The sequence below is a fragment of the Micromonospora sp. NPDC049374 genome, assembly GCF_040677165.1.
In the GTDB taxonomy this organism is placed as follows: Bacteria; Actinomycetota; Actinomycetes; order Mycobacteriales; family Micromonosporaceae; genus Micromonospora.
This window is the reverse complement of the sequence record NZ_JBFAQH010000011.1, coordinates 202,226-216,094: the sequence shown is the minus strand read 5'-3', so window position 1 is coordinate 216,094 and position 13,869 is coordinate 202,226. Positions and strand designations below refer to the sequence as shown.

The window sequence follows — 13,869 nt, the reverse complement described above, 5'->3', positions numbered from 1 at the left end:
CCGGGCAGCGTATGCGCCGAAGACCAGCACCGCGAGCGGCGCGTGTTGATCAGTAACTGCGGGCCCGGGACCGGCCACCCGTCCCACGCCGATCGTCGCGCGGCCGGTCGTTCGTGCCCCAACCCTCCGACCGACCGCCCCGATCGCTGCCGAAGCGGCGCTCGCCGTGCGGGTGCTCGTGGTAACGGCGGTCGCCCGGTGCCTGCTCCGAGAAGCGGCGTTCGCCCCGGTGGCCGTGGTCGGCGTAGCGGCGCTCGCTCGTGGGCCGGTCGCTGAAGCGGCGGGGGCCGCCCGGCCGGCTGCTGCGACGGGGCTGTTCCGGCTCCTCACGCACCGGTACCCCGCTCGGCTCCCGCGCGCCGGTCAGCTCAGCCAGCACGGGGTCACCGACGCGTACCCGGGACTGGGCCGGCTCCACGCCGGCCTTCTCCAGCATCGCCAGGGTGGTGCGGCGCTGCTTCGGCAGCACCAGGGTGGCCACCGCGCCGGCCTCACCGGCCCGGGCGGTACGCCCCGCGCGGTGCAGGTAGTCCTTCGGGTCCTTCGGCGGGTCGACGTGCAGCACGAGGGAGACCCCGTCGACGTGGATGCCCCGCGCCGCGACGTCGGTGGCGACCAGCACGCTGGTCCGTCCCTCGCGGAACTCCGCCAGCGTGCGGGTACGCATCCGCTGCGTCTTGCCTCCGTGCAGCCCTCCGGCCCGAACGCCGACGGCGGCAAGCTGGGTGACCAGCCGGTCCACTCCCAACTGGGTACGGGCGAACACGATGGTCCGGCCCGCCCGCGCGGCGATCGACGCGGTAACCGGGAACTTCTCCTGCGGCGGAATCAACAGCAGGTGGTGATCCATGGTGGACACGGCTGCGGTCGGCGGTGCGGTCGAGTGGGTGACCGGGTCGGTCATGAAGCGCCGCACAAGCGTGTCGACGTCACCGTCCAGAGTGGCCGAGAAGAGCAGGCGCTGCGCGTCGGCAGGCGTCTTCGCCAGCAGCTCGGTGACCTCGGGCAGGAAACCCATGTCGGCCATCTGGTCGGCCTCGTCGAGCACGGTGATCTCGACGTCGTCGAGCTGGCACACACCCCGGTCGATCAGGTCGGCGAGCCGACCCGGGGTGGCCACCACCACCTCGACGCCGCGCCGCAGGGCATCGATCTGGCGGTCGTACGGCACCCCGCCGACGGCGGTCTTGAGGAAGACGCCGACGGCCTTGCCGAGCGGCAGCAGCGCATCGTTGACCTGCATGGCCAGTTCCCGGGTGGGCACCAGGACGAGAGCCCGTGGACGCCGGGGCCGGGCTCGCTCACCGGCGGCGATCCGGGCCAGCAGCGGCAGCCCGAACGCGAGGGTCTTGCCGGAGCCGGTCTGCCCACGGCCCAGCACGTCGCGCCCGGCGAGTGCATCCGGCACGGTGGCCTGTTGGATCTCGAACGGAGTGGTGATCCCCTGTCGGTCCAGGGTCCGAACCAGCTGCCGGGGAAGCCCGAGCGAGTCGAAGGTCACCGGAGTGTCGGGGTTGGTCGTGCCGGCCGGCTGCGGCGCGGCGGAAATGTCGGGGGAGAACGGGGGCATGCCGAGGTCAGCGGAGGTGGTCAAGTAATGCCTTTCAAGCGGGGCGCATCTTCGCGATGTCCCGCTGCGGCCGTGGCCGCCGGATCTTCCGCAAGAACGCCCATGGGCGCGTGGTCACGCGCCAGGTCAGTGATCACCGACCAGTGTACGGCGGTCGGGGCGTGCCCACCCGCGCCGGAGTCGGGTAGTGGGCGGACTCACCAACGATCCGGAGCCGTCGGTCACCCCAACAGGCCACTGCCCGCGCCCGCCAGCGCGTCGTTCGCGAAGAGCACCACCATGACGCTGATCGCCACCAGCACCCCCAGCGCGACCGCCATCAGGATCACGACCCGGAGCGTGCTCCGCGACCTCTCGGCCGCCGTGTCCGCCCAGCCCTGAGCCAGGATGTGCCCGGTCAACGAGCCGGAGGTCTCCTGCTCCCCGGCCGGGAGGGCCACCGTCGCTGAGCTCTCCAGCCCGGCGTAGTACGCGCTCAGGTCGGAGCCGCCGGGGCGCTGCGTCGGCACAGCCCCGGCCGGGAGGTGCGTGCGTTCGGTTTCGGCTGGGCGGTACGTCTGCTCGATCTCGGCCGGGCGGTGCGTGCGCTCCGTCTGCCCGTGCGACCGGACGCCCGGCGACGATCCGGTCGCGGACGTCCCGACCCACGCGGCGGGTTCGGACGTGCTGCGCTGGGTTCGAGTCGCACCCGGATCACCGCCCGGCGCGTCCACCGCCGCGAGCGACCCGGCGGAGCCTGCGTGCGACCCGGCGGAGCCCGGACGCAGTCCCGGACGGGACGAGGGTCGGGGCGCGACCCCCGGCGAACTGGGCGCGGGCTCGTCCCGCCGGCCGCCCGGGTTGGTCGGTGGCGGCCAGACAGGCAGCGCCGGTGCCGGTACGACGGGAGCCGCCTCGGCCTCGCCAGAGCCGCCGGGCGAGACGGTTCGGGACATGGCGGTGGCCGCTGTGGGCCCGGCGGTGTCGGCGGTGGCCGCTGTGGGCCAGGCGGTGGCCGGTGGCGGGGGAAATGGCGGCGCCGGCATCGGACCCGGTGGCGGCGGTGGTGCCGGTACGGGCGGACCGGGAGGCGGTGTCGGCGGACCCGGAACCGGTGGTGTGGGACGGGGGTCGGGCGGCGGAACGGGAGCCGGTCCCGGCGGGTACGGACCGGGCGTCGGCGGTGCCGGTGCTGGGGAAGGCGGTGCCGGCGACGGCGACGGCGGGGTCGGCCCAGGTGGGACCGGTCCGGGCACCGGGGGATGGGGCGCGGGTTCCGGTTCGGGGGCGGGTGGCGTCGGCGGTTCGGCCGGCTCGGGCGGCCGGGCGGGCTCCGGTGGCTTGACCGGCTCCGGTTCGGCTGGCCTGGCCGTTTCCGATTGAGCCGGAGCGGACCGGTAGACACCGGGCGCCCTGCCGCCGCCGACGGACTGCGCCTCGTCCACACTCACCCGGCTGAGCCCAGGTACCCGAACGCTGGCCCGCGCCGGTTTCGGTGCCGCCGGCTCCTGGCTCGGCTGAGGTGTCTCCCGCTGGCCGGGAACGCCGGCCGTGCCGGTCACCGAAGCCAATCCGGTGAGGGCGACACCTCCGCTCGTTTGCACCGGTCCGGCGCTCGTGCTCACCGGTCCGGCGGTGGCCCGGTACGTGGTGCCCCCGCCGGTCGCGGTCAGTCCGGCGCCGGACGGTGGCTGGCCGTGACTCACGCCGCCGGGTGCCGTCACCTTGGCGACGCCTGCCCGGCCCCGGGCCGATCCCACTGACCGGACGGCGATGTCCGGGGTCGGACGGGCGGCGATGTCCGGGGTCGGACGGGCGGTGGGTGGTTGGGCCGGCTGATCGGCGGCCGGGTCCGGGGTATCGCCAGTGGCCGGCTCTGGCTCGGTGGTGGGGGCCGGTTCTGGCTCGGCGGTGAGGGCGGGTTCCGGTTCGGCGGTGGCGGTGGGTTCTGGCTCGGCGGTGGGCGCAGGGGGCCTACCCGCCGGCCCCGCCGGAACCTCTTGCTGCGTCATCGTCGCCTCCGCGCCACGCTCGCAACCGGACCCGTACCGCCGGACCGGGAGTGCCTGAGTGACACCGTGCCACATTCCACCCGTGCGGCACACCCGGAGTGCGTACCGCGTCGCGGGTGTCATCGGCCGCCCGGCAGCACCTACATCGACCAGCCCCGATCAGATGCAATGCCGTGCCGTTGCGGGCTCAGGTCACCGTCCGCTGGCCGTGGACGGGCTGGCCGAAGCGCTCTCGTCCGGTGCCGCGCTGCTCGCCGCCGTGGTCGGGTCGGCCTGGCTGGCGGCCGTGGTCGGAGCGACGCTGCTGGCCCCGAGGGTCGGTGAGGTGGTCTCGGAGGCCGAGGTCGTCGCCGACGGGGTGGTGGTCGCAGACCCGGTCGCCGACGGGGTGGTGGTCGCCGACGGAGTTGCCGAGGGCGTGGTGGAGCCCGTCGGGGTCGGCGACGGCGTGGTCGAGTCCGAGGGAGTGGGCGCGGGAGTCGTCGTCTTGGTGGGCTTCGGCGTCGGCGTCGGCGTCGGCGTCTTGGTCGGCTTCGGCGTCGGTTTGGGCTTGGGGGTCGGCGGCTGCGACGGGGTGGGCGATGTCGTCGGTGCCGGAACCGCGCCCACCACCCGGGTCGCGGCGTAGAGCCGGGACCAGCGAACCGTGGAAATCTTCACCACGTCACCGGTGGTCGGCGCGTGGATCATCTTGCCGCCGCCGATGTACATCCCCATGTGGTGGATGCTCTGCCAGTTACTGCCCGAGGCGAAGAAGACCAGGTCGCCAGGAAGAAGCGCGGTGCGGGGCACCGTCCGTGAGCTGGTCGCGCGGTACTGGTCCCGGGAGACCCGGGGCAGCTGGCGGTAACCTGCCGACCGGTATGCCGCCCAGATCAGCCCCGAGCAGTCGAACGAGTCCGGTCCCTCGGCCGCCCAGACGTACGGGTCGCCGAGTTGTTTCCGGGCGTACGCGACGGCGGCCAGTGCCGTGGGGTGCGCGGCCAGCCCACCGGCGGACTGGTCGACGTAGTCGGCGCCGAGTTGCTGCTCGGCGGCCTCCTGCTGGCGGGCCAACTCCACCAGCTGCGCGGAATTCTCGTCGCGCAGCTTGATCAGTTCCGCCTCGGCGTCGCGCAGTGCCTGCCGGGTGGCGGTGTACTGCTGCTGAACGCCCTGAAGCCGCGACTGGGCGGCCGCGTGCGCCTGCGTCGCCACCTGCTCGTCGGCCCGGCTGCGGGCCAGCTCGCCGGCGGCCGGGCCGGTGTCGTGCCCGACCTTTTCTCCCCGGTTCGCCCGGCTGAGCAGATCCAGGTCGCGCAGGTCGGTGGCGAAGCCGCCGGGTGGAAGCGCGGCGGCAGCCTTGATCGCCTCGGCGGCGGCCTGGTCGGCACGCTGCTGCGCCTGCTGGACCGCGCCCCGGGCGAACTCCAGGTCACGCTCGGCGGTGAGGAGCTGGGTCTGTACCTCGTTGCGCTGCTGTTCGAGTTCGAGGAGCCGGGTGCCCAACTCGGCGACCCGCGCCTCCGCGGCCGTGATCCGGGTCTCCAGCGCGCTGGCGCCCGGAGTGCCGAGCGCTGGTGGCGTCAGGCCCGGGGTTGTACCGGCGGGCATGCCGGGTAGTTGGAGGGGACCGGTGGCCGTGGGACGGGAGCCGGTGTCGGGCACCGTGACGGGGATGCCGGGCTCGGCGTACGCCGGTGCGGCGAGGACCGTGCTGGCGACCGCGGCGAGCAGGGCGGACCAGAGCGCTGGGCGTAGCACCGGTGAGACCACCGGACCCCGTCGCCGCTGCCGTCCGTCCGCGCTGTCGATCATTCCGCTCCCCGTCCGGCGTTGCTCTGCCACGCTCGGTCGGCGCGGCGGTTCGGGACGCTACCAGTGTGTGTCGTGCCCCACCCTGTCTTACCTCACCCGGTGCACTTATGTCGATGTCTGGCCGGGTAACGGGAGGCTGAGAGTTCGCTGCTGACCACCACGGTGTGAGTTGCCGGCGTGGCCGACGTAGGCTCGGGTGGCGACCGCGTCCCGGTCGCGACCGCAGGTGAAAGGGGACGGGGCTTTCGATGGACGCCGGACTCAAGCGCGAACTCGAAGCGAAGGTGTACGCGGGGGAGCGGCTGACTCGTGAGGACGGGATCGCCCTCTACTCCAGCGACGACCTGACCTGGTTGGGGCGGCTGGCTCAGCACAGGCGCACCGAGATGAACGGCGACCGGGTGATGTTCAACGTCAACCGGCACCTGAACCTCACCAACGTGTGCAGCGCGAGCTGCGCGTACTGCTCCTTCCAGCGCAAGCCGGGTGAGAAGGACGCGTACACCATGCGCATCGACGAGGCGGTCCGCAAGGCCAAGGAGATGGAGGACGAGCAGCTCACCGAGCTGCACATCGTCAACGGCCTGCACCCGACGCTGCCCTGGCGCTACTACCCCAAGGTGCTGCGCGAGCTGAAGGCCGCGCTGCCGAACGTCAAGCTCAAGGCGTTCACCGCGACCGAGGTGCAGTGGTTCGAGAAGATCAGCGGACTGGGCGCCGACGAGATCCTCGACGAGCTGATGGACGCCGGCCTGGAGTCGCTCACCGGTGGCGGCGCGGAGATCTTCGACTGGGAGATCCGTCAGCACATCGTCGACCACGCCTGCCACTGGGAGGACTGGTCGCGGATCCACCGGCTGGCGCACAGCAAGGGCATGAAGACCCCGTCGACCATGCTCTACGGCCACATCGAGGAGCCCCGGCACCGGGTCGACCACGTACTGCGGCTGCGCGAGTTGCAGGACGAGACCGGCGGCTTCCTGGTCTTCATTCCGCTGCGCTACCAGCACGATTTCGTCGACTCGGCGGACGGGAAGATCCGTAACCGGATCCAGGCCCGGACCACGATGGCCTCGCCGGCCGAGTCGTTGAAGACCTTCGCGGTCTCCCGCCTGCTGTTCGACAACGTCCCGCACGTCAAGTGCTTCTGGGTGATGCACGGCCTGTCGGTGGCCCAGCTCTCGCTCAACTTCGGTGTCGACGACCTGGACGGCTCGGTCGTGGAATACAAGATCACCCACGACGCCGACTCGTACGGGACGCCGAACACCATGCACCGCGACGACCTGCTGAACCTCATCTGGGACGCCGGGTTCCGTCCGGTCGAGCGCAACACCCGCTATGAGGTGGTCCGCGAGTACGACGCCGCGCCCACGCTGGCCGAGCGCCGGGCCGAGCCGCAGCAGGTCTGGGCCTGACCCGACGCGTACCCTGGCACGACGATGACCGAGCAGCAGAGCGCGTTTCCCCGCCGTGATGCCGACGGGCGGATCCGGACCCTGGGCGACCTGATGGGTGTCGGCCTGGCCGGGGTGGTCATCGGGCTGCTGGTGCTGGTGCTCTTCGACGTGGCCTTCGCCTGGTTCGGTGCGGGTGAGTTCGGTCAAGCCAACGGCTGGCTCGCCGTGATCCTGCCCGCCTGGCTGTTCTGGGAGGACTTCCGGGCCTGGAATTTCGGTGCGCCCCGGGTGGTGGCCGCGCTGGTGGCCGTGGCGATGGCAGTGGTCTCCGGGCTGCTGGTGGCCGGTGTGGCGACGGCGCTGCCGCCGCTGCTGTCCGGCGTGCTCGCCGCGACCACGTTCACCGTGGTGTACGCGATGATCTGGTTTCCCGGGGTGCGCTGGCTGGCCAACCGGACCGGCTGAGGCAGAGTGACGACGTGAGCGAGCGGAGCGAACGAACGTGAGTGCGGCGGTCAAGTACACGCTCGGCCGGATCGGTCTGTTCGTGGTTGTGGTGGCGGCCCTCTGGCCGGTCGACATGGACATCTTCCTCAAGTTGATCCTGGCGCTGCTGTTCTCCGCAGCGCTCTCGTTCTTCCTGCTCAAGGGCTGGCGTGACGAGATGGCCGAGGAGATGGCCGCGGCCGCCGAGCGTCGTCGCGTGGAGAAGGAACGGCTACGGTCCGCCCTGGCCGGCGACGACCAGGCCGACGGCGCGACCGGTGACCGGCCCACCGACGAGAAGGGCTGAGCGCCCGGGCCCTCGCCAGGCCGAGCGGCCGGACCGAGCGGCCAGCGGCAAATCCTGGGCCCGGCAACCTGGCACCCGGTTACCTGGCGTGCCGGTCGGCGGAAACATGTTGCCGGCATGAGGATCCGGCTGGGATGGACCAAACAACGATCAATATTGATATGACCATGTGACCGGTGGTGGGCTGTCCGCTACCGAGCGGGGGATCCCCGCGCCTCCAGGAGGTTGTCCATGGCCTTCCGTTCCATCCCAGTCCGCCGTGCCCTGGCGCTCATCGTCGCCGCCGGGCTCGGCCTGCTCACCATCGCCGCACCACCGGTCTCCGCCGAGCCGGCGCCCAACCGGGACGCCCAACCGGCCGCCGTGCCCTACCGGGTGCTCGGCCCGAAGACCCTCGCCGACCGCAACGCGGTCGCCCGTACGGGCGCCGCCATCGACTACTCCGAGCACGGAGTGCTGCACGTCTCGGCCACCCGGGCCGAGGCCGCCGCCATCACCCGGCTCGGGTTCCGGCTGGAGGCGATCGCCGCACTGCCCACCGACCGGGGGCAGGCCGACGGCGATGTCGGGATCCTCGGCTTCCCGTCGGCCGACTCCAACTACCACGACTATCCGGAGATGATCGCCGCGGTCAACAAGGTGGTGGCCGATCACCCGACGATCGCGCGGAAGATCAGTATCGGCAGCTCGTACGAGGGTCGTGACCTGGTCGCGGTGAAGATCTCCGACAACGTCGCCACCGACGAGAACGAACCGGAGATCCTGTTCAACGCCCAGCAGCACGCCCGCGAGCACCTGACCGTCGAGATGGCGCTCTACCTGCTCGACCTCTTCACCGACAACTACGGCTCCGACTCCCGGATCACCAGTCTGGTCAACGGCCGGGAGATCTGGGTCGTGCCCTCGGTCAACCCGGACGGCAGCGAGTACGACATCGCCACCGGCTCCTACCGGTCGTGGCGTAAGAACCGCCAACCCAACAGCGGATCATCGTACGTCGGGACCGACCTGAACCGGAACTGGAGCTACAACTTCGGGTGCTGCGGCGGCTCGTCCGGCTCCACCTCCTCGGACACCTACCGGGGTCCGTCGGCGTTCTCCGCGCCCGAGACGCAGGCGCTGCGCAACTTCGTCAACAGCCGGGTCGTCGGCGGGGTACAGCAGATCAAGGCCAACATCGACTTCCACACCTACTCCCAGCTGGTGCTCTGGCCGTACGGCTACACGTACAACAACACCGCCCCGGGGATGAGCGCCGACCAGTACAACACCTTCGCCACCATCGGCCAGCAGATGGCGGCGACCAACGGCTTCACCCCCCAGCAGTCCAGCGACCTGTACATCACCGACGGCAGCAGCATCGACTGGATGTGGGCGACGCACGGCATCTGGGCGTACACCTTCGAGCTGTATCCGGGCTCGGCCTCCGGCGGCGGCTTCTACCCGCCCGACGAGGTCATCCCGGAGCAGACCTCGCGCAACCGTGAGGCGGTGCTGATCCTCTCCGAGTACGCCGACTGCCCGTACCGGGCCATCGGCAAGCAGGCGCAGTACTGCGGCAGCGGCGGCGGGGGAACCACGGTCTGGTCGGACACCTTCGAGACCGCGACCGGCTGGACGACCAACCCCAACGGCACCGACACCGCGACCACCGGGCAGTGGGAGCGGGGCGCCGCGCAGGCCACCAGCTCCAGCGGGGCCAAGCAGCTCACCCCGTACGCGGGCAGCAACGACCTGGTGACCGGCCGGCTCGCCGGCAGCGGCGCAGGTGACTACGACATCGACGGCGGGGTGACGGGTGCCCGTTCGCCGGCTGTCGCGCTGCCGTCCAGCGGCACGTTGACCCTGTCGCTGGCGTGGTACCTGGCGCACGGCTCGAATTCGTCGTCGGCCGACTATTTCCGGGTCAGCGTGGTGCACAGCGGCGGCACCACGACGCTGCTCACCCAGGCCGGTGCGGCCAGCAACCGCAACGGTGCCTGGACGGTGTCGAACCTCGACCTCACCCCGTACGCCGGCCAGTCCATCCGGATCCTGGTGGAGGCCGCTGACACCTCGACCGCCAGCCTCGTCGAAGCGGCTGTGGACAACGTCACCATCACCTCCTCCTGAAATCGGACGGGGCCCCGCCACACCCCCTCGCGCGGGGCCCCGTTCCAGGGACCAAACGGGCAGACCGGCTTTCTTCCGGCGGCTCACCGGCGGGTGTGCGGCAACGCGGCGGACTGCTCGGCGGGGCGTCGACGCGACGTGCGCTACGGTCTTACCGACCCGTTCCAGCGAAGCCGGTGAGACACCGGCGCTGTCCCGCAACTGTGATGCCCCGTTACCGGGGACGAGCCAGGTCGCCTGGGGCGTGGTCGCGATCCGCGCTCTCGAGGAAGGGCGCCTCGCGGACGGGTGCCCCCGGCTCCCTGTCGGCGAAGCAGCACACTCCTCGACCGACAGGAGGACCGATGTTCAGACGTACCCCCAGGGTCTTCGCCGCCAGCCTGGCGGTGGCCGCGCTCGCGCTCGGCGCCTGCGCCGAGAAGACCACCGACACCCCCACCGCCGGTGGCAGCCCGAGCGCCGCCACCTTCCCCGTCACCGTCGGGTCGCTGACCCTGGAACAGCGACCTGAGAAGATCGTCTCGCTCTCGGCCACGGCCACCGAGATGCTCTTCGCGATCGGCGCCGGCCCGCAGGTCACCGCGGTCGACGACCAGTCCAACTTCCCCACTGACGCACCGAAGACGGACCTCTCCGGCTACCAGCCGAACGCCGAGGCGGTCGCGGCGAAGAACCCCGACCTGGTGGTGCTCAGCGACGACCGTAACAAGATCGTCGAGCAGCTCACCAAGCTCAAGATCCCGGTTTACCAGACTCCGGCCGCGCAGACCCTCGACGACTCGTACCGGCAGATCACCGAGCTGGGCACGCTCACCGGTAACGCCGCCGGGGCGGCCGACGTGGTCCAGCGGATGAAGGACGACATCGCGAAGATCGTGGCCGAGGTGCCGCAACGGGCCGAGGCACTCACCTATTTCCACGAGCTGGGCCCGGAGCTGTACACCGCGACCAGCAAGACCTTCATCGGTTCGATCTACAGCCTCGCCGGGCTGGAGAACATCGCGGACGCGTCCGACGCCGACGGCAAGAATGGCGGCTACCCGCAGCTGTCCCAGGAAGTGATCGTCGACGCCAACCCGGACTTCGTCTTCCTCTCCGACGTCAAGTGCTGCCAGCAGAGCGCCGCGACGGTCAAGGCGCGCAGCGGCTGGGGTTCGCTCACCGCGGTGCAGAACGACCAGATCGTGGAACTCGACGACGACGTCGCGTCCCGGTGGGGGCCGCGCGTGGTGGACCTGCTGCGGACCATCGCGGACGCCACCGCCAAGGCGTCCCAGTGACGATGGCCGCCGGGCGCTGACCGGGTCATGCACGACGTGCTGAAGCGCGGCCGCCCCGTCGCGCCGGCCGGGGCGGCCACCCCGCCCCGGCCGGCGGGTCTGCGGAAGCGTTGGCTCGCGACCGGGGTGCTCGCCGTGCTCGTCGCGCTGCTGGCCGGGGTCTCGCTCGGCCCGGTCAGCCTGCCGCCCGGCAGCGTCGCGATCGAACTGCTCAACCTGCTGCCCGGGGTACACCTGGACAGCGGGTTGACCGAGCGGGAGATCGCCATCGTCACCGAGCTGCGGCTGCCCCGGGCGGTGCTGGGTCTGCTGGTCGGCGGGCTGCTCGCCCTGGCCGGCGGCGCCTACCAGGGGGTGTTCCGCAACCCGCTGGCCGACCCGTACCTGCTCGGTGTCGCGGCCGGGGCCGGGCTGGCGGTCACCGTGGTGCTGACCCTGGGAGTGGGCGCGGGCGGCGCGTTGAGCGGCCTGCCGGCCACCATCCCGCTGGCCGCCTTCGTCGGCTCCCTCGGTGCGGTGGCGATGACCTACCTGCTCGGATCCGCCGGGGGACGCAGCCGCTCCCCGGCCACCCTGATCCTGGCCGGGGTGGCCGTCTCCGCCTTCCTCAGCGCCGGGCAGACGTACCTGCTGCAACGACACGCGGAAAGCATTCAGCAGGTGTACTCCTGGCTGCTGGGGCGGCTGGCCACCGCCGGCTGGCAGGACGTCCGGCTGGTGCTGCCGTACTTCCTGCTGACCAGCCTGGTCATCCTGCTGCACCGGCGGGAGTTGGACGTGCTGTCGGTCGGCGACGACGAAGCGGCAAGCCTCGGCCTGCACCCGCAGCGGTCCCGGTACCTGCTGATCGCCGCGGCCTCGCTGGGTACCGCCGCCGCCGTCTCCGCCTCCGGCCTGATCGGCTTCGTCGGCATCATCGTGCCGCACACCGTACGGATGCTCGCCGGGGCGAGCTACCGGGTGATCCTGCCGCTGTCGCTGCTGTTCGGCGGCGCCTTCCTGGCCCTGACCGACGTGGTGGCGCGGACCGCCGCCGCACCGCAGGAGATCCCGATCGGGGTGGTCACCGCGCTGCTTGGCGGCCCGTTCTTCGTGGTGGTGCTGCGCTCGGCCCGACGGGTGCTGACATGAGCGCCTCGTCGCCCGTGTCGTCGTCCAGTACCCTGCCAGCCCTCGCCGTCGACCTGCGCGACCTGCGGATCAGCCTGGACGGTTCGCCGATCCTCGCGGGAGTCGACCTGACCGTCACCACCGGCGAGTGGGTCACGGTGATCGGTCCCAACGGCGCGGGCAAGTCGACGTTGCTGCGCGCCGTCGGCGGCCTGCTCCCCGCGCCGGACGCCGTGCGGCTCTTCGGTACGCCCCTGGGCGAGCTGCGTCGCCGGGAACGGGCCCGGGTGGTGGCCACGGTCGCCCAGTCGCCTGTCGTACCGCCCGGCATGGCGGTGCTGGACTACGTGCTGCTCGGTCGTAACCCGTACATCCCGCCGCTGGGTCGGGAGTCCGCCGCCGACCTGGCCGTGGTGCACGAGGTGCTCGACCGGCTGGATCTCGCCGGCTTCCACGCCCGGGAACTGGCCACCCTCTCCGGCGGCGAGCGGCAGCGGGTCTTCCTGGCCCGGGCGTTGGCCCAGGGCGCCACCCTGCTGCTGCTCGACGAGCCCACCAGCGCCCTCGACATCGGCCACCAGCAGGAGGTCCTCGAACTGGTCGACCAGCTACGTCGGACGCACGGCCTGACGGTGCTGGCCACCATGCACGACCTGTCCATCGCCGGCGAGTACGCCGACCGCATGGTGCTGCTCGCCGACGGCCGCATCGTCGCCTCCGGCACCCCCGACGAGGTGCTGACCGAGGAGCTGCTCGCCCGCCACTACCGCGCCCACGTCCGCGTCATCCCCGGCCCCCACGGCCCCCTCGTCCTCCCCACCCGCCCCACCCGCCCCACCGGCGCCGATCATGCAGTTGTGGCACCTGATAAAAGCCGTGAAAGATGACAAAGCGACAACCACAACCGCATGATCGGCGGGGTCGGCGGTGGGGGTGGGTCAGGGTGTGAGGGCGATGAGGGAGAAGAGGGCGCCGTGGGGGTCGCGGAGGGCGGTAACGCGGCCGGCGGGGATGTCGCGCGGGGGGACCAGGATGGTGCCGCCCAGTTCGGCGGCGCGGGCGGCGGTGGCGTCCGCGTCGACGACCGAGAAGTAGAGCGTCCAGTAGGCCGGTGAGTCGGCCGGGAACTCGCCACTCAGTGGGGGCATCATCCCCGCCACCAGGCGGTCGCCGAGCCGCCATCCGGTGTACGCGACCTGACCCATCGGCTCCTCCTCCGGCTGCCAACCGAAGACCAGTTCGTAGAAGATCCGTGCCCCGTCCGGATCGGGTGTCACCAGCTCGGTCCAGCTCATCGCGCCGGGGAGGTCGAACACCTCGGCGCCGGCGAAGGCCATCGGCTGCCAGACACTGAACGCGGCCCCGGCCGGATCGGTGAAGACCGCCATCCGACCCCGGTCGAAGACCTCGAACGGCGGCACCACCACCTGTCCACCGGCCCGCTGTACCCGGCCGGCGACCAGATCCGCGTCGTCGGTGGCCACGTACGTCGACCAGATCGGGACCTGATCCGGCACGGCGGGCGGGCCCGCCCCGGCGACCGCCCGGCCGCCCAGCAGGAAGACCGTGTATCCGCCCGCCGCCGGCTCGGGGTCGACCCGGCCGGTCCAGCCGAACAGCTCCGGGTAGAACCGCCGGGCCGCGTCGAGCCCCGGCGTCGCCAGGTCGGCCCAACAGGGCGTACCCGGTGCGACGCTGACCACGGACACCCCTCCCGACCTGCGGCGACCGGCCGGCCGCCCTCCTCGGCATGGTGGCACCGGTCCGCCGCGGCCCGGGGTGGAAACGGGCGGAACATCAACTGAACTGGCGACAC

11 protein-coding genes and 1 riboswitch are annotated in these 13,869 nt (G+C 71.8%); of the genes, 7 read left to right on the top strand and 4 right to left on the bottom strand.

Translation table 11 applies throughout. From position 1 onward, the window contains the following. Positions 1-49: 49 nt before the first annotated feature. The 3 genes from AB0J93_RS19740 to AB0J93_RS19730 form a co-directional block, all read right to left on the bottom strand. A complete protein-coding gene (locus AB0J93_RS19740; RefSeq protein WP_363923739.1) occupies positions 50-1,594 on the bottom strand; it encodes a DEAD/DEAH box helicase in 1,545 nt (514 codons plus the stop codon). A 197-nt stretch (positions 1,595-1,791) separates the two neighbouring features. Then, entirely contained in the window at positions 1,792-2,079 is a 288-nt protein-coding gene (locus AB0J93_RS19735) for a hypothetical protein (RefSeq protein WP_363923738.1), read from the bottom strand. A gap of 1,674 nt (positions 2,080-3,753) precedes the next feature. After that, positions 3,754-5,358, bottom strand: coding sequence for an NlpC/P60 family protein (locus AB0J93_RS19730; protein ID WP_363923737.1), 1,605 nt, complete (start codon positions 5,356-5,358; stop codon positions 3,754-3,756). Positions 5,359-5,606: 248 nt separating this feature from the next. Here AB0J93_RS19730 and mqnE point away from each other — a divergent pair, with 248 nt between their 5' ends. The 7 genes from mqnE (at position 5,607) to AB0J93_RS19695 (ending at position 12,940) form a co-directional block, all read left to right on the top strand. Then, positions 5,607-6,776: an aminofutalosine synthase MqnE gene (gene mqnE, locus AB0J93_RS19725; RefSeq protein WP_363923736.1), complete on the top strand. Its 1,170-nt coding sequence runs from the start codon at positions 5,607-5,609 to the stop codon at positions 6,774-6,776. Between the two features lie 24 nt (positions 6,777-6,800). After that, positions 6,801-7,223, top strand: coding sequence for a hypothetical protein (locus AB0J93_RS19720; protein ID WP_363923735.1), 423 nt, complete (start codon positions 6,801-6,803; stop codon positions 7,221-7,223). A 37-nt stretch (positions 7,224-7,260) separates the two neighbouring features. Beyond that, entirely contained in the window at positions 7,261-7,551 is a 291-nt protein-coding gene (locus AB0J93_RS19715; protein WP_093403985.1) for a DUF4229 domain-containing protein, read from the top strand. A 231-nt stretch (positions 7,552-7,782) separates the two neighbouring features. Beyond that, positions 7,783-9,663 carry a M14 family zinc carboxypeptidase gene (locus AB0J93_RS19710; RefSeq protein ID WP_363923734.1) on the top strand — a complete coding sequence of 627 codons (1,881 nt, stop codon included), beginning with the start codon at positions 7,783-7,785 and terminating at the stop codon, positions 9,661-9,663. 172 nt (positions 9,664-9,835) lie between these two features. Continuing rightward, a riboswitch (cobalamin riboswitch) is annotated at positions 9,836-9,896 on the top strand. 111 nt (positions 9,897-10,007) lie between these two features. Continuing rightward, positions 10,008-10,943: an ABC transporter substrate-binding protein gene (locus tag AB0J93_RS19705; RefSeq protein WP_363923733.1), complete on the top strand. Its 936-nt coding sequence runs from the start codon at positions 10,008-10,010 to the stop codon at positions 10,941-10,943. 27 nt (positions 10,944-10,970) lie between these two features. Then, the gene (locus AB0J93_RS19700; protein WP_363923732.1) at positions 10,971-12,074 is read left to right on the top strand and encodes an iron ABC transporter permease; all 1,104 of its coding nucleotides are present in this window, start codon (positions 10,971-10,973) and stop codon (positions 12,072-12,074) included. Beyond that, positions 12,071-12,940, top strand: a complete 870-nt coding sequence (locus AB0J93_RS19695; RefSeq protein ID WP_363923731.1) for an ABC transporter ATP-binding protein — start codon at positions 12,071-12,073, stop codon at positions 12,938-12,940. Before AB0J93_RS19700 ends, AB0J93_RS19695 begins: the two co-directional genes overlap by 4 nt. Before the next feature lie 51 nt (positions 12,941-12,991). Here the strand turns inward: AB0J93_RS19695 and AB0J93_RS19690 are convergent, their stop codons facing one another. Further along, complete coding sequence (locus tag AB0J93_RS19690; protein WP_363923783.1) at positions 12,992-13,756, bottom strand: VOC family protein; 765 nt, start codon at positions 13,754-13,756, stop codon at positions 12,992-12,994. Positions 13,757-13,869: the final 113 nt, after the last annotated feature.